The 19,905-nt window shown below is 67.5% G+C and carries 16 protein-coding genes; 5 read left to right on the forward strand and 11 right to left on the reverse strand.

The window, feature by feature from the left end; all coding sequences use genetic code 11:
* Positions 1-195: 195 nt before the first annotated feature.
* From rnc to rpoZ, 7 genes are all read right to left on the reverse strand, one after another.
* Positions 196-981 (reverse strand): ribonuclease III, encoded by a 786-nt coding sequence (gene rnc / locus ABNQ38_RS18350; protein ID WP_109047426.1) that lies wholly within the window; start codon positions 979-981, stop codon positions 196-198.
* Positions 982-1,749 carry a signal peptidase I gene (lepB, locus tag ABNQ38_RS18355; protein ID WP_377809633.1) on the reverse strand — a complete coding sequence of 256 codons (768 nt, stop codon included), beginning with the start codon at positions 1,747-1,749 and terminating at the stop codon, positions 982-984. It lies immediately after the preceding gene.
* Positions 1,746-2,225: a holo-ACP synthase gene (gene acpS, locus ABNQ38_RS18360; RefSeq protein WP_098740109.1), complete on the reverse strand. Its 480-nt coding sequence runs from the start codon at positions 2,223-2,225 to the stop codon at positions 1,746-1,748. The genes lepB and acpS overlap by 4 nt, the downstream gene beginning before the upstream one ends.
* The gene (locus ABNQ38_RS18365) at positions 2,222-2,971 is read right to left on the reverse strand and encodes a pyridoxine 5'-phosphate synthase (protein ID WP_377809634.1); all 750 of its coding nucleotides are present in this window, start codon (positions 2,969-2,971) and stop codon (positions 2,222-2,224) included. Before ABNQ38_RS18365 ends, acpS begins: the two co-directional genes overlap by 4 nt.
* A gap of 178 nt (positions 2,972-3,149) precedes the next feature.
* Complete coding sequence (locus ABNQ38_RS18370) at positions 3,150-3,530, reverse strand: c-type cytochrome (RefSeq protein ID WP_377809635.1); 381 nt, start codon at positions 3,528-3,530, stop codon at positions 3,150-3,152.
* 71 nt (positions 3,531-3,601) lie between these two features.
* A complete protein-coding gene (locus tag ABNQ38_RS18375) occupies positions 3,602-5,761 on the reverse strand; it encodes a bifunctional (p)ppGpp synthetase/guanosine-3',5'-bis(diphosphate) 3'-pyrophosphohydrolase (RefSeq protein WP_109047421.1) in 2,160 nt (719 codons plus the stop codon).
* Positions 5,762-5,915: 154 nt separating this feature from the next.
* Complete coding sequence (gene rpoZ, locus ABNQ38_RS18380; protein WP_098740113.1) at positions 5,916-6,350, reverse strand: DNA-directed RNA polymerase subunit omega; 435 nt, start codon at positions 6,348-6,350, stop codon at positions 5,916-5,918.
* 305 nt (positions 6,351-6,655) lie between these two features.
* Between rpoZ and ABNQ38_RS18385 the strand changes: the two genes are divergently transcribed.
* Positions 6,656-7,258 carry an NYN domain-containing protein gene (locus ABNQ38_RS18385; RefSeq protein ID WP_377810097.1) on the forward strand — a complete coding sequence of 201 codons (603 nt, stop codon included), beginning with the start codon at positions 6,656-6,658 and terminating at the stop codon, positions 7,256-7,258.
* A gap of 90 nt (positions 7,259-7,348) precedes the next feature.
* Here the strand turns inward: ABNQ38_RS18385 and pdxA are convergent, their stop codons facing one another.
* The 3 genes from pdxA to lptG all read right to left on the reverse strand — a co-directional run bounded on the left by pdxA (position 7,349) and on the right by lptG (position 11,122).
* A complete protein-coding gene (pdxA, locus tag ABNQ38_RS18390; protein ID WP_377809636.1) occupies positions 7,349-8,377 on the reverse strand; it encodes a 4-hydroxythreonine-4-phosphate dehydrogenase PdxA in 1,029 nt (342 codons plus the stop codon).
* Positions 8,374-9,834 (reverse strand): peptidylprolyl isomerase, encoded by a 1,461-nt coding sequence (locus tag ABNQ38_RS18395; protein ID WP_377809637.1) that lies wholly within the window; start codon positions 9,832-9,834, stop codon positions 8,374-8,376. The genes pdxA and ABNQ38_RS18395 overlap by 4 nt, the downstream gene beginning before the upstream one ends.
* Positions 9,835-10,027: 193 nt before the next feature.
* Complete coding sequence (gene lptG / locus ABNQ38_RS18400; RefSeq protein ID WP_098740116.1) at positions 10,028-11,122, reverse strand: LPS export ABC transporter permease LptG; 1,095 nt, start codon at positions 11,120-11,122, stop codon at positions 10,028-10,030.
* A gap of 292 nt (positions 11,123-11,414) precedes the next feature.
* Here lptG and ABNQ38_RS18405 point away from each other — a divergent pair, with 292 nt between their 5' ends.
* Both ABNQ38_RS18405 and guaA read left to right on the forward strand, forming a co-directional pair.
* Complete coding sequence (locus tag ABNQ38_RS18405; protein ID WP_377809638.1) at positions 11,415-11,993, forward strand: GNAT family N-acetyltransferase; 579 nt, start codon at positions 11,415-11,417, stop codon at positions 11,991-11,993.
* Positions 11,994-12,030: 37 nt separating this feature from the next.
* On the forward strand, positions 12,031-13,599 hold the full coding sequence (guaA, locus tag ABNQ38_RS18410; protein ID WP_377809639.1) for a glutamine-hydrolyzing GMP synthase: 1,569 nt from the start codon (positions 12,031-12,033) through the stop codon (positions 13,597-13,599).
* Positions 13,600-14,051: 452 nt separating this feature from the next.
* On the opposite strand, the gene ABNQ38_RS18415 is transcribed toward guaA, so the two are convergent.
* Entirely contained in the window at positions 14,052-15,173 is a 1,122-nt protein-coding gene (locus tag ABNQ38_RS18415; RefSeq protein WP_377809640.1) for a lytic transglycosylase domain-containing protein, read from the reverse strand.
* Between the two features lie 345 nt (positions 15,174-15,518).
* Between ABNQ38_RS18415 and ABNQ38_RS18420 the strand changes: the two genes are divergently transcribed.
* A complete protein-coding gene (locus ABNQ38_RS18420; protein ID WP_377809641.1) occupies positions 15,519-16,745 on the forward strand; it encodes an efflux RND transporter periplasmic adaptor subunit in 1,227 nt (408 codons plus the stop codon).
* A gap of 19 nt (positions 16,746-16,764) precedes the next feature.
* Complete coding sequence (locus ABNQ38_RS18425) at positions 16,765-19,905, forward strand: efflux RND transporter permease subunit (protein ID WP_377809642.1); 3,141 nt, start codon at positions 16,765-16,767, stop codon at positions 19,903-19,905.

A 19,905-nucleotide genomic window follows, 5' to 3' on the forward strand; every position in this document is an offset into this window, starting at 1 on the left:
TCATCGTCCTCGTAATCGCCATCCTCGTATTCGCCGTCCTCGTCCTCGAAGTCGCCCTCCTCGGCGTCTTCGGCGGCGTCCCCGCCCTCGAGATCGGCGCCCTCGAGCGCCTCGTCGTCCGGCACGGGCTCCGGAGTCGGCTCCGCAGCTTCGGAACCGGGCTCGATATTCGTCTTGTCGATGTCGTCGCGACCGTCAGTCATCGACTTGCACTCCCACCTGGCGCAGCAATGCGCTGGCCGCCTTCTTTTCCGCGATGCGCTTGGAGGAACCGGAGCCGGAGACCGGATCCATGCCCTCGACATGCACCGCAACCACGAACAGCGGCTCGTGCGCCGGGCCGCTGCGTTCGATCAGTTCATAGCGGGGCAGCGGCTTGCCGCGGCCCTGCGCCCATTCCTGCAACGTCGTCTTGCTGTCCAGCGGCGGCGGCGTCGCCTTGTCGATCTCGCCGGCCAGCGCCTGCCGGACGAAGCGCGTCACCGGCTCCAGCCCGCCATCGAGATACATGGCGCCCAGCACCGCCTCGCAGGCGTCGCCCAGGATGGTGCGGTTCTCCCGCCCGCCACTCTGCGCTTCCGCCGGCGACAGGCGCAGATAGGCGCCCAGCCCGATGGCGTCGGCGACACGGCCCAGCGATTCCCGGCGCACCAGCGCGGCGTGCCGCTTGGCCAGCGCGCCCTCGCGCTCGTTCGGATAGCGTTCCAGCAGCCATTGCGCGACGACCAGTCCGACGACGCGGTCGCCCAGGAACTCCAGCCGCTCATAGGCGATGCCCGGCCCCTTGTGCCCCTTGCGGCCGGTCCGCTCCAGACCCATCAAGCTGGGGTGGGTGACGGCATCGTGCAGGAGCGACGGGTCGGAAAACTCATAACCCAGCGCCTGCGCAAGGCTGGCGACGTCCGCGGACCGGGCGGCGCCATCGGGCTGGATGTCGGAGCCGGCGCCCAGATCGGCGGGCGCCTTGGTGACGGTGGACACTTACCGGACTCCGTTGAACAGACGGCTGAAGCGCAGATCGACCGGCCAGCGCCAGATTTCGTAGAAGCGCGTGCCTTCGTCGAGCGAGAAGAACAGGAATTCGGCGCGGCCGACCATGTTTTCGATGGGAACGAACCCGACCTGCGACGGCACGCGGCTGTCGAGCGAGTTGTCGCGGTTGTCGCCCATCATGAAGAGATGGCCGGGCGGCACCTTGAACACCGGCGTGTTGTCGAGCGGACCGTTGTCCGATTCCTCGATGATGCGGTGGGTGCGGCCGTTGGGCAGCGTTTCGATGAACTGCGCCGTGCGGATGCTGCGGCCCAGCGAATCCGTGGTCACGTAATCCTCGATCCGCTCCCGCTTCACCGGCTGGCCGTTGATGTGCAGGATGCCGCCGATCATCTGGACGGTATCGCCCGGCAGGCCGATCACCCGCTTGATGTAGTCGGTCTTGTTGTCGCGCGGCAGCTTGAACACCGCCACGTCGCCCCGCTCCGGCTCGGAGCCCAGGATGCGGCCCTCGAACAGCGGCAGGCCGAAGCCGACGGTGTATTTGCTGTAGCCGTAGCTGAACTTCGACACGAACAGGTAATCGCCGATCAGCAGGGTCGGGATCATCGACCCCGACGGGATGTTGAACGGCTCGAAGGCGAAGGTCCGCACGCCGAAGGCGATCAGCACGGCGAAGATCACCGTCTTGACGGTTTCGGCGAACCCGGAGTCCTTGGCTTTGGCGGTGGGCGCCGTTTCTTTCTGAAAGGTCATTCTGGGGTCGCCGTTTCGGTGGGCGTTTCGGGCATTTCGGACTGGATGGGCTCGGCGCTGATGACGACGAACGCTTCCGCCATCGGGTATTCGTCGGTCAGCGTCACATGGATTTTCGCGCGCATGCCCGGCGGCGTGATCGCCTCCAGCCGGGCCAGCGCGCCGCCGGTCAACCGCATCGTCGGCTGGCCGGACGGCAGGTTCACCACCCCCATGTCGCGCCAGAACACGCCGTCGCGGAAACCGGTGCCCAGGGCTTTGGAGCAGGCCTCCTTGGCGGCGAAACGCTTGGCATAGGTGGAGGCCCGCGCGTTGTTCTTTGCGGCGGAGCCGGCGCGGCGTTCGGACTTGGCCTGCTCGACATCGGTGAAGATGCGGTCGATGAAACGCTGTCCGAAGCGCTCCAGCGACTTCTCGACCCGCCGGATGTCGATCAGGTCGTTGCCGATGCCGAGGATGGTGCCGGACATCGTCATGCCGGCATTCCGGCGGCGCGCGCCCTGTCCATGGCCTTGCGCATGCGGGCGATGGAGTTGGTCAGGCCGACGAAGATCGCCTCGCCGATCAGGAAATGGCCGATGTTCAGTTCGACGATGGTCTGGATCGCCGCCACGGGGCCGACGGTGTCGTAGCTCAGCCCGTGGCCGGCATGGCATTCCAGCCCGATGGCCTCGGCATGGGCGGCGGCGCGGACGATGCGCGCCAGTTCCGCCTCGCGCTCCGCCGTGCTGTGGGCATCGCAATAGGCGCCGGTGTGCAGTTCCACCACCGGGGCGCCGAGCCGCTTGGCGGCGTCGAGCTGCGCCGGCTCCGGATCGATGAACAGCGAGACACGGATGCCGGCGGCGCCCAGCTCGCCGACCGGGCGGACCAGATGGTCGTACTGGCCGATCACGTCCAGCCCGCCTTCGGTCGTCACCTCGGTGCGCTTTTCCGGGACGAGGCAGGCGGCGTGCGGCTTGTGGCGCAGGGCGATGCCCAGCATCTCGTCGGTCGCCGCCATCTCGAAGTTCAGCGGACGGTCGATCTCGGCCATCAGCCGTTCGATGTCGCGATCCACGATGTGGCGGCGGTCCTCGCGCAGATGAGCGGTGATCCCGTCCGCCCCGGCCTCGATGGCCAGCTTCGCCGCGCGCACCGGATCGGGATGCGCCCCCCCGCGTGCATTGCGGACGGTCGCCACATGGTCGATGTTCACGCCGAGGCGGAGAATACGGGACATGCAAGGACTCCAAAGCGCCGCCGCCCGCCGGAACGGGCGGGGGCGATTCCGTCTATATAGCGGTGCGTCCGCCATCCGTCACGCCGAACCGACCGACGCAATCGCGGATGACAGGGAATTTACCGTCTCCGCCCCTGCCCGACCGGATGGCCGGACCGGCGATCCCGGCGGATTTTCCTTAGTTCGACCTGTGGATCACGCTGCTCAGATACTCGTTCAGATCGCGGAAATCCTTGACGGTCCAGGCGTGCGGCGGGAGCCGGTAGCCGTTTTCCTTCAATGTTCTCGGGATCAGATCCCCGTTTGGCCGCAATATGATCGACGACACGATGACGCCGGGATAGTCGGCCAAGCGCTTTCGGAAGGCCGCCGTCGTCAGATCGGGGGTCGGAGGGTTGCTCTCGCCCGCCAGCGGGCCCGAACCCTTCGCATCCGCCCCGTGGCACATGGCGCATCTCTCCACGAACAACTTTTCCCCGTTGTCCGCGTGGGCACCATGAAGCGGCGTCAAGCATAAGGCGGCAACCGAAACCGGCAGGAGCAGCCTATCGAGCCGCATGTCCTGTTCTCCCATCGCACACCATCATGGTGCGTCTTGCGCTGCGACCCTGTTGCGTGCCGGCGGGAGCGTCACCGCCCCCGCGCCCGCTCCACCGAATGGATGGCCGGGGTGGCGCGCAGGGCGGCCATGATGTTGGTCAGGTGTTTGGCATCCTTCACGTCGATGTCGATCAGCAGCTCGAAATAATCGGTGCTGCGGTTCGTGATCTTCTGATGGATGACATTGCCCTGGTTCTTGCCAATCACCGTGAACAGCGTGCCGAGCGAGCCCTGTTCGTTGGCGATGACGACGCTGATGCGGCCGACATGCTCCTCCGGCGAATCCGGACCGGTCTCCCACGACACGTCGATCCAGCGTTCCGGCGATTCATGGAAGCTTTCCAGCGTTTCGCAGTCGATGGTGTGGATCGTCACGCCCTTGCCGGTGGTGACGATGCCGACGATGCGGTCGCCCGGCAGCGGGTGGCAGCAGCGGGCGTAATGGACCGCCATGCCTGGGATCAGCCCGCGGATCGGCAGTGCCGATTCCTTGCGGGCCTTGGCCTTGGGCTTCGGCGCGCTCTCTTCCAGCTCGCGGACGGCGGGAGCGGTCTGGGCCTTGTGGCCGGGGAAGACGGCGTGGAAGACTTCGCGGACCGAATGCAGGCCGGAGCCGACACCGGCCATCAGATCGTCCACCGTCGGCTGCTGGAAGATCTTGGTGGCGGCTTCCAGCGCCTTTTCGGTGAACTCGTAGCCTTCCGACTTGAACTGCCGCATCAGCATGCCGCGGCCCAGTTCCATATACTGGGCGCGCTGCTGGGTGCGCAGGAACTTGCGGATGCGGGCGCGCGCCTTGCCGGTGACGACGAAGCGTTCCCAGCCCGGAACCGGCGTCTGCGCCTTCGACGTGACGATGTCGACCTGATCGCCGTTCTGCAGCTGGGTGCGCAGCGGCAACATGCGGCCGTTGATCTTCGCGCCGACGCAATGGTCGCCGACCTGCGAGTGGACGGCATAGGCGAAGTCGACCGGCGTCGCCCCGCGCGGCAGCGCGATCAGGTCGCCCTTCGGCGTGAAGCAGAACACCTGGTCCTGGAACAGCTCCAGCTTGGTATGCTCCAGGAACTCTTCCGGCTTCTGCGCATGCTCCAGGATGTCCAGCAGCTCGCGCAGCCAGCGGTACTCGCCGCCGTTCGGGCGCGGCTGGTGGTCCTGCTTGTAGGCCCAGTGGGCGGCCACGCCCAGCTCGGCGATCTCATGCATGTCCTGGGTGCGGATCTGCACCTCGATCCGGTTGCGGCCGGGACCGATCACGCCGGTGTGCAGGCTGCGGTAGCCGTTGGGCTTGGGCGTGGAGATGTAGTCCTTGAAGCGCCCCGGCACGACCGGATAATGGGCGTGGACGATGCCCAGCGCCTGATAGCATTCCCCGACCGAGCCGACCGTGATGCGGAAGGCCATGATGTCGGATAGCTGTTCGAAGCTGACATTCTTGCGCTGGAGCTTGCGCCAGATCGAATAGGCCGACTTCTCGCGTCCCGACACCGACACGTCGGGCAGACCTTCGGAGGCCAGCAGCTCGCGCAGTTCGGTGATGATGGTCTGGACGCGGTTCTCGCCCTCGCTGCGCAGGCGGGCCAGCTGGGCCAGGATGCTGTCGCGCGCGTCGGGGTTCAGTTCGGCGAAGGCAAGATCGTCCAGCTCGTCCTTGATCTTGTGCATGCCGATGCGCTCGGCCAAGGGCGAGTAGATCTCGATGGTCTCGCGGGCGATGCGGCGGCGCTTTTCCGGCTTCTTCAGGTGGAACAGCGTGCGCATGTTGTGAAGCCGGTCGGCGAGCTTCACGAGAAGGACGCGGATGTCCTCCGACATGGCGATGACCAGCTTGCGGAAATTCTCCGCCTGCTTGGCCTGCTCGCTGTTCAGTTCCAGCCGCGACAGCTTGGTGACGCCGTCGACCAGACGCGCGATTTCCTTGCCGAAGACCCGCTCGATGTCTTCGAGCGTGGCGACGGTGTCCTCGACCGTGTCGTGAAGCAGCGCCGTGGCGATGGTGCCGGCGTCCAGCTTCATCTGGGTGAGGATGCCGGCGACCTCCAGCGGATGGAGGAAGTAGGGATCGCCGGACGCGCGCGTCTGCGACCCGTGCGCCTTCATCGAGAAGACGTAGGCGCGGTTGAGGAGATCCTCGTCGGCGGAGGGGTCATACGCCTTGACGCGCTCGACAAGCTCGTACTGCCGGATCATGCGGCCCGACCCGGCGCACGCGGCGCCTCAAATGTGTTCGTGACGTTTCTCAGGGCGGTTCCGTTCGAACCGAAGGGGAGCAGGATGCCCCCCACCCTTCTCTGCGGCGAGGGGGCATTGCGCCCCCTCCGGGTCCTGCGGTCGTTGTCCAGAATCAGAGGTCTCCGTCGGGATCCTCGGTCATGGCGAAACCGGCGCCCGGCTCCGCATCCATGTCGGCGGCGACGTCATCTTCCTCGGTCAACTCTTCGCCGTCGCTCTCGCTCATGCCGTCTTCGTCGCCCAGCGAGTTGTTGCCGCGGGCGGCCCAGTCATTCTCGCCGGCCATCAGCTCGACGATCTCTTCCTCGGGCTCGTCCGGCTCGACATGCTTCTGGTGGCCCTTGATCAGGGCGTTCTTCAGATACTCCAGCGACACCGTCTCGTCCGCGATCTCGCGGAGCGCCACGACCGGATTCTTGTCGTTGTCGCGGTCGATCGACAGCGGGGCGCCGCTCGCGACTTCGCGGGCGCGCTGGGCAGCCATCATGACCAGCTCGAAACGGTTCGGAACCTTCAGGACGCAATCTTCAACGGTAACGCGGGCCATGCCAGACGAACTCCGGATTCATAGGAGGCTCTAGACTATATGGATGTGGTCCGATAGGTGCAAGCGCGAACGACAGCGCTGCTGCATTGCGTCGGGGGAACACCCCTGTCCAAGCTCAATATCCATCGGCCTGACGACCGGAGACAGTAGGCAATCCCTGCCTCTTGTATGTTTGCCCACAATACACTAGATTTCAAAATTGGAACGCGAGCTTTTGCGCATGTTCCAATACATTTTCAACAAGCAGCGATGAAAGGATCCAGGCATTGGACCGCAATTCGACTTTGCCGCGTGATGTCAGCAAGTTGTTTTACAAGGAAGAGCGTCTCGCACTTTTTATCGATGGCGCCAACCTCTACGCCGCAGCACGTTCACTTGGCTTCGATATTGATTACAAAAGGTTGCGTGACGGCTTCGCCGGGGAAGGCCGGCTTGTGCGCGCCTTCTATTACACCGCCCTCGTCGAAGATCAGGAATACTCCCCGATCCGTCCGCTGGTCGATTGGCTGGACTACAACGGCTACACCATGGTGACCAAGCCAACCAAGGAGTTCACCGACGCCTCGGGCCGGCGCAAGATCAAGGGCAACATGGACATAGAGCTGGCCATCGACGTGATGGAGATGGCCGATCATGTCGACCACATCCTGCTCTTTTCCGGCGACGGCGACTTCCGCCGGCTGGTGGAGGCCGTGCAGCGCAAGGGCGTCCGCTTCAGCGTCGTCAGCACCGTCCGCTCGCAGCCGCCGATGGTCGCCGACGAGTTGCGCCGGCAGGCCGACAATTTCATCGAGTTGCAGGAGCTGGCGCCCTTCATCGCCCGCACCCACCATCACCGCGATCAGATGCCCGCCCACCACGACCAGCAGGGCGGCCCGACCATGTACGACCCCGACGACCGGGGCTGATCCTTCGGGTCGAAAAGCAGCGTTGGCAGACATGAAAAAAGGAGCGCATCGGGCGCTCCTTTTTCGTTCGGGGACTTCCGTATTCCGGCTTTAAGGACCGGCTGTCCGTTGCCGGTTCCGCGCCATCCGGTCGGCCGTCTTCAGCGCCGCGATCAGGCTGGTCGCATTCGCCCTGCCGGTGCCCGCAATGTCCAGCGCCGTCCCATGGTCGGGAGAGGTGCGGACGAAGGGCAGCCCCAGCGTGATGTTCACCCCGCTATCGAAATCAACCGTCTTCACCGGGATCAGCGCCTGATCGTGGTACATGCACAAAGCGGCGTCATAGCCGCGGCGGGCGGCGGCATGGAACATGGTATCGGGCGGACGCGGCCCGGACACATCGATGCCGTCGGCGCGCAACGTCCGGATGGCGGGCTCGATGATGTCGATCTCCTCGCGCCCCATCGCCCCGCCCTCCCCCGCATGCGGGTTCAGGCCGGCGACGGCCAGCCGCGGACGGTCGATGCCGAAGTCGCGCGCCAGCGACGCCGCGGTGACCCGGCCGGCATGGACGATGGCTTCGGTGGTCAGCAGGTTCACCGCGTCGCGCACCGACACATGGATGGTCACCGGCACCACCCGCAGATCGGCCGCCGCCAGCATCATGATCGGCTCGTCGGTCAGTCCGGCGAGGTGAGCCAGATATTCGGTGTGGCCGGGATGGCGGAAACCGGCGGCATAGAGCGACGATTTCTGGATCGGGTTGGTGACCACGGCCGCGGCCTGCCCACCCTGCACAAGCGCCACGGCACGGTCGATGCTGGCGATCACCGCGGCACCGTTGGCCGGATCGGGCCGGCCGGCGACAACCGGGTTGCCGAGCGCGACCGGCAGCACCGGCAGGGCGCGGCCGAACAGTGCCGCCCCCTCCTGCGGAGACGAGACGGCCTGCACCGGCACCGGCAGCCCAAGCGAGACCGCCAGTGCGGCCAGCCTCGCGGGGTCGTCCAGAATGACGAAGGGGCGCAGGCCGGCCTCGTCGCGGGCCAGCCACGCTTTCAAGCCGATCTCCCCGCCGACGCCGGCCGGCTCCCCCATGGTCAGGGCCAGCGGCAGGTCGTTCGGCGGGGCGGCGGTCACAGGCGGGTCTCGATGAAGGCGGTGCGGCGCAGGTCACGCAGGTACCGGCGCGACAGCAGCTCCGCCCGTTCGCTGACCAGTTCGCGCTCGATCTCGTCGCGGCCGGGCAGCTTGGCCTCCTGGATGGGAGTCGGGGCCGGCGGCGGCGGGGGGGCCGGCTGGGCTTCCGGCGGCGGCTGGATCATCGGCATGTCGCGCTTGCAGACGATCAGGATCACCGCGGCGGCCGGGCTCATCAGCACCGGGCTGGCCTGGCCGAGCGGGATGCCGAGCGCGAGATTCTGCAGGCCGGGCGCCATGTCCTTGACCCGCATGGTGCCCATGTCGCCCGATTCCGGCATGCCGGTCTCCTTGGCGCGGGCCTGGAAATCGGAGCAGCTCTTGATCGACTTGCGCAGCTTTTCAGCCTGTTCCTTGACGGATTTGGCCTGCTCCTTGGACTCGATCGGAAGAATGATCTGCTTCATGTTGACCGTGGCCTTGGCCACGTCCGGCCGCGGCTGCGGACGGGGTGCGGCCGGCCGGGCGACCGGCATCGGCATCTCGCCGCCACTGCTGCCGAACGGCCGCTGACCGCGCACCATCAGGATGTGGTAGCCGGTCGCCGTGCGGACCGGCGACGACAGCTGGCCGCCGCGCATGCCCGACAGCGCCTTGTCCACCTCCGGCGACAGTTCGCCGCTGCGCACCCAGCCCAGGTCGCCGCCCGACGCGGCGCCAGCGGACTGCGAGAACTGGCGGGCGAGCGCGGCGAAATTGCCGCCGCGCTTCACCTCTTCCACCAGACGCTCTGCGTTGCGGCGCACCTCGTCGTCCTGGTCGGGGCTGTCCACCGCCAGGAAGATCTCGGCGACAAGATATTCGGGCTTGCCGATGTTGGCCTTCAGCCGCTCCATCGCGGCATCGACCTCGTCCTCGCCGACCACGACCTCCTGGCGGATGCGGCGCTGCATCACCTTCTGCCAGGCGAGCAGGGCGCGGATCTGGTCCTTCAGTGTGGAATACGGCACGTTCTGGCGCTTCAGCATCTCCTGAAGCTGCTGGCCGTTCATCCGGTTCTGCTCGGCAATGCGCTTGACGGCATCGTCGATCTCCGACGCCGACACGGTGACGCCCTGGCGCTTAGCCTCCTGCATCTGCAGGCGCTCGTCGATCAACAGGCGCATCACCTGCGGCATCAGCCGCTTGGTCGTCTCCGGGTTGGCGGCGGCGCCGGCGTTCAGCAGCGCCATGCGGATGCGGGCATTGACGTCCGAAACCGAAACGACCTCGTCATTCACCACCGCAGCGATGCCTTCCGACCCCGGCGCGCGGGCCTGACGCGTGCTCTCGTCCCCCGTCCGCGGCGTGGCGGCGCCGGCGGCAGCCTTGCTGGACTGCGCCACGGCGGGCATGGCCAGAAGCGCACAGGCGGTCGCCACGGCGACGGTGGTCCGGACGGCTCGCAAACTCGACATGCTGCTCAAGCTCCAAAAACGGGTCGCCCGTTATTACGGTGGGGCCGGTGCCCCTGGCAAACGGAATCGGCCCCTGCAATCCAGTGCTAAACCAAGTGGGCGGAATTATGACCGATGGCGATAACCGCCCGCTTTGCGGCGAAAGGTCCCACCCTCTATCCCTTCCCAGCGCCCCTTCCCGGCAACCGTCCCCTCAGCCGTCTTCCAGATGCAGAAGGGCGGCGATGCCCAGCAGCAGACTGATGCCGGCGGGACTCCAGGCGGCCATGAGGATGGGAATGGTTTCCGACATGCCGAAGGTGCGGACCACGTCGGTCATGACGAACAGCACGAAGCCGGTCAGTACGCCGCCGGTGACCATCGCCATGGTGCCGCCGCGGCGCGGCAGCCGCAGCGAGAAGGCGGCGGCGAACAGCACCATCGCCAGGAACAGGAAGGGCTGGGCCAGCAGCGACTGGTAATGCAGCCGGTGGCGCACGGCCGGGAAACCGGTGGTCTCCAGCGTGTGGATGAAGCGCGGCAGCTCCCAGAAGGAAATGGTCTCCGGCGGGGCGAAGCTCTCCTCGATGGTCGCCATGTCCAGCTCGGTCGGGATGGTGTAGCTGTCCAGCTTCTCCGGGTCCTTCTTGGCCCGGTTCAGGATCGCCTCCTGCAATTCCCACTTGCGGTCCTTCAGCACGGCGCTCGGCGCATCGACGCGGCCCAGATAGGTCTGGTCGGCGTCGAACAGGAAGACGATGACGTTCGACAGCTCGAAGGTCACCGGGTTCACCAGCTCCGAATGGATGAAGAACTGCTCATTCTCGTTGGTCTGGCGCAGCCACAGGCCGGAGCGCGAGATGTTCAGCGTGCTGGACTGGAGCTTGAGATAGCGGTCCTGCAGCTGCTCGTACTTGGCGATGAACACGGCACCGACCGGGTTGATCAGCGTCACCTTCACCACGCCGATGGCGGCGGCGGCGAACATCACCGGCATCAGGAACTGCCAGGCCGACACGCCGACCGCGCGGGCCACCACCAGCTCGGCACTGCGCGTCAGCCGCCAGAAGGTGAACATGCCCGCGAACAGGACGACGAAGGGGAAGATCTGCTGCCCGATCTCCGGCAGCTTCAGCAGCGCCATCTCCACCACCAGCCCGAAGGTGACGTGGGGCTTGGTGCCGGCGCGGCGCAGAAGCTCCACCGTGTCCAGCAGCAGCACGATGGCGAGCAGGATCACCATCAGCAGGCAGAACCACACGACGAACTGCCGCCCGATGTAGCGGGAAAGCGTAGGCGAGGAATACATGCGGTGTCCGGTCTCCGGAGCCCCGCCCGCGGCGCCGCCATGGCGCCTGGGACGGACTGGCGCGGCCCCGCCCGATAAGGATCGGTGCGGGCCCCCGCCGGAACAAGTCCCGCTGTTTACCTCTGTTGCGCCGCGATGACAACCGAAGCCGAGGCGGAACGCGCAGCAGGGGCCGAGGCGGGGCTGCCTGCGAGCCTATCGACGGCGTCGTGCGTCTCCCTCCTTTTCCGTCTGGACTTCCTGCACCGGCACTCCAAACTGTTGGGGAGAGGCTGCACGGGAGGGTCGGTCGATGACGGACACCACGGTCGCAATCCGCCAGGCACGCGGGTCGGACGCCGCCGGCATGGCCCGCGTCCATGTGCAAAGCTGGCGCTCCACCTATCCCGGGCTGATCCCGGCGCAGTTCCTGGTCAACCTGTCGGAGCCGCCCGCCGCCCAGCGCTGGGCAGCCATCGCCGAGACGCGCGGCCCCGGCCAGGGCGCCTTCGTCGCGGTGGATGTCACCGGCCGGATCGCCGGTCCCGGCAACATCGTCGGCATCGCCTCCTTCGGCACGCGGCGGGTCACGGTGGAGGGGCATGCGGGCGAGTTCCACGCGCTTTATTTGCTAGACGACGCAAAGGGTTACGGCATCGGTCGGCGGCTGATGGCGGCGATGGCCGACCGTTTCCTGGCCGCCGGCATCCGCTCCGCGGCGGTCTGGTGCCTGCGCGACAACCCGTCACGCTGGTTCTATGAAAGGTTGGGCGGGATCAAGGTGGCGGAGCGGCCGATCCGCTTCGCCAACAGCGATCTGGTGGAAATTGCCTATGGCTGGCGCGACCTGACGCCGCTTGCACGCTTGTCGGCGGGGCCGGAGGTGCGGTAGTGAGGGGACTTGAGTCCCCACGCATCAGGATTCGCCGATGTCCAGCGCCGCCTCCCTTTCCGCCGAACGCGTTCTCATTCTCGATTTCGGGTCGCAGGTGACCCAGCTCATCGCCCGCCGTGTGCGCGAGAGCGGTGTCTATTGCGAAATCCACCCCTTCGGCATGAGCGACGAGCGCATCCGCGAATACGATCCGAAGGCGATCATCCTGTCGGGCAGCCCCGCCTCCGTCACCGAGGCGAACGGCCCGCGCGCGCCGCAGGCGGTGTTCGACCTGAAGGTTCCGGTTCTCGGCATCTGCTACGGCCAGCAGACGATGTGCCACCAGCTGGGCGGCACCGTGTCCGGCTCCGACCACCGCGAGTTCGGCCGCGCCTTCATCGAGATCAAGGAGCCCTGCGCCCTGTTCGACGGGCTGTGGGACATCGGGTCGAAGGAACAGGTGTGGATGAGCCACGGCGACCGCGTCACCGCGCTGCCGCCCGGCTTCCGCGCTGTGGCGGTTAGCGACGGCGCGCCCTTCGCCGCCATCGCCGACGACCAGCGCCGCCTGTACGGCGTGCAGTTCCATCCGGAGGTGGTCCACACCCCGCACGGCGCCCAACTGCTGGCGAACTTCGTCCACCGCGTCGCCGGCATCGAGGGCGACTGGACCATGGCCGCCTTCAAGCAGCAGGCGATCGAGAAGATCCGCGCCCAGGTCGGCACCGGCAAGGTGATCTGCGGCCTGTCGGGCGGCGTCGATTCGTCGGTCGCGGCCGTGCTGATCCACGAGGCCATCGGCGACCAGCTGACCTGCATCTTCGTCGACACCGGCCTGATGCGCGCCGGCGAGTCGGAAGAGGTCGTGCGGCTGTTCCGCGACCATTACAACATCCCGCTGGTCCACCGCGAGGCGGCCGACCTGTTCCTGGGCAAGCTGGCCGGCGTCACCGACCCGGAGCAGAAGCGCAAGATCATCGGCGGCCTGTTCATCGAGGTCTTCGACGAGGAGAGCGCCAAGGTCGGCGGTGCTGAGTTCCTGGCCCAGGGCACGCTCTACCCCGACGTGATCGAGAGCGTTTCCTTCACCGGCGGCCCGTCGGTCACCATCAAGTCGCACCACAATGTCGGCGGCCTGCCGGAGCGGATGAAGCTGAAGCTGGTCGAGCCGCTGCGCGAACTGTTCAAAGACGAGGTCCGCGCCTTGGGCCGCGAACTCGGCCTGCCGCCGGCCTTCATCGGCCGCCATCCCTTCCCCGGCCCGGGCCTCGCCATCCGCATCCCCGGCGAGATCACCCTGGAGAAGCTGGAGATCCTGCGCAAGGCCGACACGGTCTATCTGGAGGAGATCCGCAACGCCGGCCTCTACGACGCGATCTGGCAGGCCTTCGCCGTGCTGCTGCCGGTCCGCACCGTCGGCGTGATGGGCGACGGCCGCACCTACGACCATGTGCTGGCCCTGCGCGCGGTGACCTCCACCGACGGCATGACCGCCGACTGGTACCCCTTCCCGCACGACTTCCTGGCGCGCGTGTCCAACCGCATCGTCAACGAGGTCCGCGGCGTCAACCGCGTGGTCTACGACATCACGTCGAAGCCGCCGGGCACGATCGAGTGGGAATGAGGCGGGCGGAAACGCGTCTCCAGTGAAAGACAAAGGGGCGGAAAACCGCCCCTTTTCTTTTGCCAGCCCGGATGTCGTTCAGAACAGCGATTCGACGGTCTGCGTTTTGGGGCCGCGCCGTTTGCCGCGGGCAGGCTTGGGGGATGCCGGAAGCAGACCCTCCCTCTGCGCGCACAGGTCATGCCAGACACGGCCCGGACGCTCCGGCGTCCAGTACATGGGTTCGCCGAGCAGCACCTCTTCGCCGCAGCAGGCGCAGGGAGGGTATGGGCTGGATGTGTGTTCGAACCGGTCCATCTGACCGTTATGCCAGTGGCGAGGCGATCCGTAAGTGATGCGGATCAAATCGGACCGCAAGGCTGCAAAAAATAGTTTCGCTCAAGCTGGGCAAGAAGACAGCGACGGTCCCGCCCCTCGACAGCAGGGGAACGGGACCGCGCGGCCTTATCCCGTCAACGCACGTCGGCCAGTGCGACGCAGGCACGGTCGCGGCCGGCGAGGCTGCCGCAGCCGTCGGCGCGCTGGGAGACGAAGCGCATCACCACGCGCTCGCCCTTGCCGACCGACTGCGGCGGCAACAGCGCCTCGGCGACCTGGGTGGTGAATTGCGGGCTGACGCGGTGCGTCGTCGCGGGCGCCGGGTCGAGGCTGGCGACCTGCACCGGCCTTGCCGGAGCTACCGCGGGGGCAGGAGCCGGGACAGGGGCGGGCGCGGGTTCGGGCAGCGACGCCACCACCACCGGAGCCGGCGCCGGTTCGACCGCCTTCGGCTCGGCCGGGCGCGGCTCCATCCGCCGCGGCTCGACGGCATGGGATTCAGGCGCACGAGATTCGGGTGCGCGGGTTTCCAGCGCGGCGGAGGCGACGACGACCGGCGCCGGCTCCGACTGCTGCGGGGCCGGAGCCGTGGCGGGGGCCGACGGCTGGCCGTTGCGCGGCTTCGGCGCGTCGTCCGGGACCACCGCGATCTCGATGGCCGAGGCGCCGGCCGCCAGCGACGGTTCGCGCGGGCCGGTGCCGCGCAGCACCGGGGTCAGCGCCGCCAGATACATCTTCGTCTCGCGCGGCAGCCGCTGCTTGCCGGCCAGATGCTGCGCGTAGCAGGCCGGGCCGCAATTGTAGGCGGCCAGGAAACCGGGGGCGCCGAACAGGTCGTACATCTCGCGCAGATACGCGGTGCCGGCCATGATGTTCTCGTGCGGGTCGGATGGATCGGACCCCAGCCCATACTTCGCCCGCATCAGCTCGTAGGTGCCGGGCATCACCTGCATCAGGCCGATGGCCCCGGCGGAGCTGGTCAGAACCTTGCCGCTGTTGGTCGTCGCCCGGCCGTTGCTCTCGCGCATCATCACCGCGCGGATCCATTTCTCCGGCATGTCGTACCGCTTGGAGGCCTCGCGGATGTGCGGGACCCAGCGGGACAGCGGGTCGTTCGGATCCGGGACATAGGCGGCGGATTCGACCGGCGGAGCCGTCTGCACCTGCGGTGCTTCGGAAGCGCAGCCGGCCAGACCGAGAGCCAGACACAGCATTGCTCCGGCGGCGTGGATCGTCGCGAGGTTTCGTTTGACCACGAGGGGATTTCCGTGCTGTTGGCGCAGGCGGGACAAAAGATGGATCGCTTTTCAATGTATAGCCCACGCCTGTCAAGCGACATCACGGCCGTTTCTTGAATCCTGTCCCGAAGATGCCTCAAAAATGCCCGATTTATCCCTTGTGAAGAGGTCGGCAATTAGGATTTTCGGCAAATGTCCCTATGCCAATCTTCTCTCTCCATCCGGACATCACCATGCAGTCACAAGGCGCGACAACGGGAACCTTGACGGAACATCGACGCCACCCCTAATGGAGGGCGCCGGCCGCCCCCTCAACCGATGCCGCTCCGATCGGACAGGCTCGGCCGAACTGGATCGACGATCATGACCGCCCCTCAACGGACCTTCCCGCCGGCCCCGCAGCCGCAGATACAGCCTGGGCGGCCCGCGCCGCAGGAAGACGCCCCGCCCCGTCCGCGCCGGCGGTTCGGCCGGCTGCTCGTTATCCTGCTGGTTCTTGTTGCGGCAGGCGGCGGTGCGGCCCTGTGGCGCGCCCGCAATCCGGCGCCGCCCTCCCCCACCCCGGCCGGCCCGGCGGCGGGCCAGGCGGCGGAGCGCCCGGTGGAGCTGACCGCGCTGGAGGTCACGGCCGTCGCCCCGCGCGCGCTGACGGAGACGGTCCGGCTCAGCGGCTCGGTTTCGCCGATGGAGCAGTCGGCGGTGAAGGCGGAGGTCGCCGCACGGCTGGCCGAGGTTTCGGTGCGCGAAGGTCAGGCAGTCCGCCGCGGCGAAATGCTGGCCCGCTTCGACACGGTGGAGCTGACCGCCCGCCTGAACGAGAAGCAGGCCAATCTGGAAGGCGCGCGGGCCCAGCTGGTGCTGGCCGAAAAGACGCTGACCAAGAACCGCACTCTCAACCGCAGCAACATCGTCTCGGACACCAGCCTGGATCAAGCCGAGAGCAGCTTCGGTTTCCAGCGCGCCCAGGTCGATGCGCTGGCGGCGCAGGTCGAACTGGCGCGCAAGGCCCTGCGCGACGCGGTGGTGCTCAGCCCCATCGACGGCATGGTCGCCACCCGCTCCGTCAATCCGGGGGAAAATCTGGCGGTGAATGCCGCCATGTTCACATTGGTCGACCTGTCGCGGGTCGAGGTCGAGGCGACGGTCCCGGCGGAACAGGTGGCCCGGCTCGCCGTCGGCCAGACCGCCAGCCTGCGGGTGGAGGGCTTCGGCGAGCGGGAGTTCGCCGGCAGCGTCGCCCGCATCAACCCGATGGCACGGGCGGGATCGCGCGCCATCCCGGTCTATGTGACCATCGACAATCGCGACGGCGCGCTGCGCGGCGGCATGTTCGCCAGCGGCGAGGTTCTGGTGGCGCAGGCGGCGGGCGCCATCGCCGTGCCGCCGGTCGCCGTCCGCCATGACGAGCAGGGCGATTTCGTCCTCGCGATTGCCGACGGCCATACCGTGCGCCGCCCGGTCACGCGGGTGGCGCTGTGGGCGCGCGGCGATCTGGTGCAGGTGGAGGGATTGGCGCCGGGCGACCGCGTCGTCACCGGCAACCTGCCCGGCCTGACCGCCGGACGCAGCGTCTCGATAGCCGGCACCTGACCCGGACGGACCAGCCGCCATGCCGATCACCCGCATCAGCGTCGACAACCCGGTCTTCGCCACCATGATGATGGTGGCGCTGATGGTGCTCGGCCTCTTCTCCTACAACCGGCTGGGCGTCGACCTGTTTCCCGACGTCGATTTCCCGGTGGTGGTGGTCAGCACCGCCTATCCCGGCGCCAGCCCGGAGACGGTGGAGACCGACATCACTAGGCCGGTCGAGGATGCCATCAACACCATCGCCGGCATCAAGACGCTGACCTCGCGCTCCTACGAGGGGCAGTCGGTGGTGATCGCCGAGTTCGACCTGAAGACCTCGTCGGTCCAGGCGTTGCAGGACGTGCGCGAAAAGGTCTCGGCCATCCGCGCCACCTTCCGCGACGAGGTGAAGGATCCGCAGATCACCCGCTTCAACCCGGACGACCAGCCGATCCTGTCCATCGCCGTCACCTCCGACCTGCGCAGCTTGCGCGACCTCACCACGCTCACCGACCAGAACATCCTGAAGCGCTTGCAGAATGTCCGCGGCGTCGGCAAGGCCACCATCGCCGGTGGGGTGAAGCGGCAGATCCTGGTGCGGCTGAAACCGGAGAAGCTGGAAGCACTCAACGTCGGCGTCGACGAGGTGATCGCCACCGTCACCGGCGAGAACCAGGACGTACCCGCCGGCACCGTCTCCGGCCAGGGGCGGGAACGGGTGGTGCAGGTGGAGGGGCGCGTGCGCAACCCGCGCGACCTCCTGGACCTGATCGTCGCCCGGCGCGGCAACAGCCCGGTGCGCCTCGCCCAGGTGGCCGAGGTGATCGACGGGCAGGAGGAGCAGGACTCCGCCGCCTTGCTGAACGGCAACCCGGCGCTGGCGGTCGATGTGGTGAAGGTCCAGGGCGCCAACACGGTGGAGGTCGCCCGCGGCCTGCATGCGGCGATCCAGGATCTGCGGACCAACGGCTCGCTGCCGGCGGACGTGACGCTGGCGGTGGTGCGCGACAGCTCGCGCGGCATTACCAACTCGCTCAGCAACGTGCAGGAAACGCTGGTCGAGGGCGGCATCCTGACCATCCTGATCGTCATGGTCTTCCTCGGCTCCTGGCGCAGCACAGTCATCACCGCGCTGACCCTGCCGGTCGCCGTGCTCGGCACCTTCGGCATGCTGGCGGCGATGGGCTTCACGCTGAACATGATGACGCTGATGGCGCTGTCGCTCGCCATCGGCATCCTGATCGACGACGCCATCGTGGTGCGCGAGAACATCATGCGCCACCTCGCCCGCGGCCAGGGCCACCGTCAGGCCGCGCTCGACGGCACGGCGGAGATCGGGCTGGCGGTGCTGGCGACCACGCTGACCATCGTCGCGGTGTTCCTGCCGGTCGCCTTCATGGGCGGCATCATCGGCCGCTTCTTCCTGCAATTCGGCATCACCGTCTCGGCTGCGGTGCTGATCTCGCTGTTCGTGTCCTTCACGCTCGACCCCATGCTGTCCAGCATCTGGTACGACCCGGCCGCCCATGGCCGTCACGGCCGCTCGATCTTCGGCCGCTTCGCGGCATGGTTCGGGCGCGGCTTCGATGCGCTCTCGCACGGCTATGGCCGGCTGCTGCGCTGGGGCCTGCGCCGGCGCTGGGTGGTGGTGGTGGTGGCGCTGGCGATCTTCTTCGGCAGCTTCCTGCTGGTGCCGCGCATCGGCGTGGAGTTCGTCCCCGCCGCCGACCTCGGCGAGCAGATCGTCGAGGTGGAATCCCCCGTCGGCTCGTCGCTCGCCACCACCACCGCCAAGACCCGCCAAGTGGAGGCGGCGATCCGCGAGTTCCCGGAGATCGCCTACACCTACAGCACCGTCAACACCGGCGTCTCCATCGGCCACAACCGCGGCAGCATCTATCTGCGCTACACCCCCATCGACCAGCGCAGGCGCTCGCCCAACGACCTCGCGCCGCTGCTGCGGCAACGGCTGTCGGCCATCCCCGGCGTCACCATCGGCATCGCCATCCCCGGCGTCGGCGGCGTGCAGAAGCAGATCCAGGTGTCGGTGCAGGGCCGCGACATCGCCGAGCTGGACCGGCTGTCGCAGACCGTCATCGGCGCCATGCGCGCCATCCCCGGCTTCGTCGATGTCGACAGCACGCTGAAGGCGGCCAAGCCGACGCTGGCGGTCCGGCTGGAGCGCGACCTTGCCAGCGACCTCGGCATCGGCACCGCCAAGGTGGCCGAGACGCTGCGCCCGCTGTTCGCCGGCGACACGGTGTCGAGCTGGAAGGCGCCGGACGGCGAGAGCTATGACGTGCTGGTCCGCCTGCCCGAAGACGACCGCGCCGGCCGCGCCGACCTCGACCGCATTTATTTCTCCGGCGGGGTCGATGCCAACGGCACGCCGCGGATGATCCCGCTGTCCCAGGTGGCGGAGGTGGTGACGACGCTCGGCGCCTCGCAGATCAACCGGCGCGACCTGCAACGCGAGGTGAATGTCCAGGCCAACGTCCAGGGCCGCGCCGCCGGCGATGCCGGCCGCGAGTTGCAGGCGGCGCTGGCGAAGATCGAGCTGCCGCCCGGCTACCGCATCGTCTTCGGCGGCTCGACCAAGGACATCGCCGAGACCAGCGGTTATGCCATGCAGGCTTTGGCGCTCGCCGTCATCCTGATCTACCTGATCCTGGCCTCACAGTTCGGCAGTTTCCTGCAACCGCTCGCCATCATGGCCTCGCTGCCGCTGTCGCTGGTCGGCGTGTTCCTCGGGCTGCTGACGGCGGGATCGACGCTGAACATCTTCAGCGCCATCGGCTTCATCATGCTGATGGGTCTGGTGACCAAGAACGCCATCCTGCTGGTCGATTTCGCCAACCAGGCGCGCAAGCGCGGCGCCGGCCTGCACGATGCGCTGGTGGAGGCCGGCATCATCCGCCTGCGTCCCATCGTGATGACCACCGCCGCGATGATTTTCGGCATGCTGCCGCTGGCGCTCGGCATCGGCGAGGGGGCGCAGCAGCGCGCTCCGATGGCCCATGCGGTGATCGGCGGGTTGCTGTCCTCTACCATCCTGACGCTGCTGGTGGTGCCGGTGGCGCTGACCTATCTCGACGGGCTGTCGCGCCGGATGAAGCGCTGGTTCGCCCACGCAGACCCCGACGCCCAACAACATCAGACGGGGCAACACCCCGCGGAGTGA

The sequence above is a fragment of the Azospirillum sp. A29 genome (assembly GCF_042604625.1).
Classification (GTDB): Bacteria; Pseudomonadota; Alphaproteobacteria; order Azospirillales; family Azospirillaceae; genus Azospirillum; species Azospirillum palustre.

What these genes read in the sequence shown, in the direction of transcription:
- lepB (WP_377809633.1), bottom strand. Translation starts at nt 1,749, where the DNA reads ATGACCTTTCAGAAAGAAACGGCGCCCACCGCCAAAGCCAAGGACTCC.
- acpS (WP_098740109.1), bottom strand. Translation starts at nt 2,225, where the DNA reads ATGACGATGTCCGGCACCATCCTCGGCATCGGCAACGACCTGATCGAC.
- ABNQ38_RS18365 (WP_377809634.1), bottom strand. Translation starts at nt 2,971, where the DNA reads ATGTCCCGTATTCTCCGCCTCGGCGTGAACATCGACCATGTGGCGACC.
- ABNQ38_RS18370 (WP_377809635.1), bottom strand. Translation starts at nt 3,530, where the DNA reads ATGCGGCTCGATAGGCTGCTCCTGCCGGTTTCGGTTGCCGCCTTATGC.
- ABNQ38_RS18375 (WP_109047421.1), bottom strand. Translation starts at nt 5,761, where the DNA reads ATGATCCGGCAGTACGAGCTTGTCGAGCGCGTCAAGGCGTATGACCCC.
- rpoZ (WP_098740113.1), bottom strand. Translation starts at nt 6,350, where the DNA reads ATGGCCCGCGTTACCGTTGAAGATTGCGTCCTGAAGGTTCCGAACCGT.
- ABNQ38_RS18395 (WP_377809637.1), bottom strand. Translation starts at nt 9,834, where the DNA reads ATGTCGAGTTTGCGAGCCGTCCGGACCACCGTCGCCGTGGCGACCGCC.
- lptG (WP_098740116.1), bottom strand. Translation starts at nt 11,122, where the DNA reads ATGTATTCCTCGCCTACGCTTTCCCGCTACATCGGGCGGCAGTTCGTC.
- ABNQ38_RS18405 (WP_377809638.1), top strand. Translation starts at nt 11,415, where the DNA reads ATGACGGACACCACGGTCGCAATCCGCCAGGCACGCGGGTCGGACGCC.
- guaA (WP_377809639.1), top strand. Translation starts at nt 12,031, where the DNA reads ATGTCCAGCGCCGCCTCCCTTTCCGCCGAACGCGTTCTCATTCTCGAT.
- ABNQ38_RS18420 (WP_377809641.1), top strand. Translation starts at nt 15,519, where the DNA reads ATGACCGCCCCTCAACGGACCTTCCCGCCGGCCCCGCAGCCGCAGATA.
- ABNQ38_RS18425 (WP_377809642.1), top strand. Translation starts at nt 16,765, where the DNA reads ATGCCGATCACCCGCATCAGCGTCGACAACCCGGTCTTCGCCACCATG.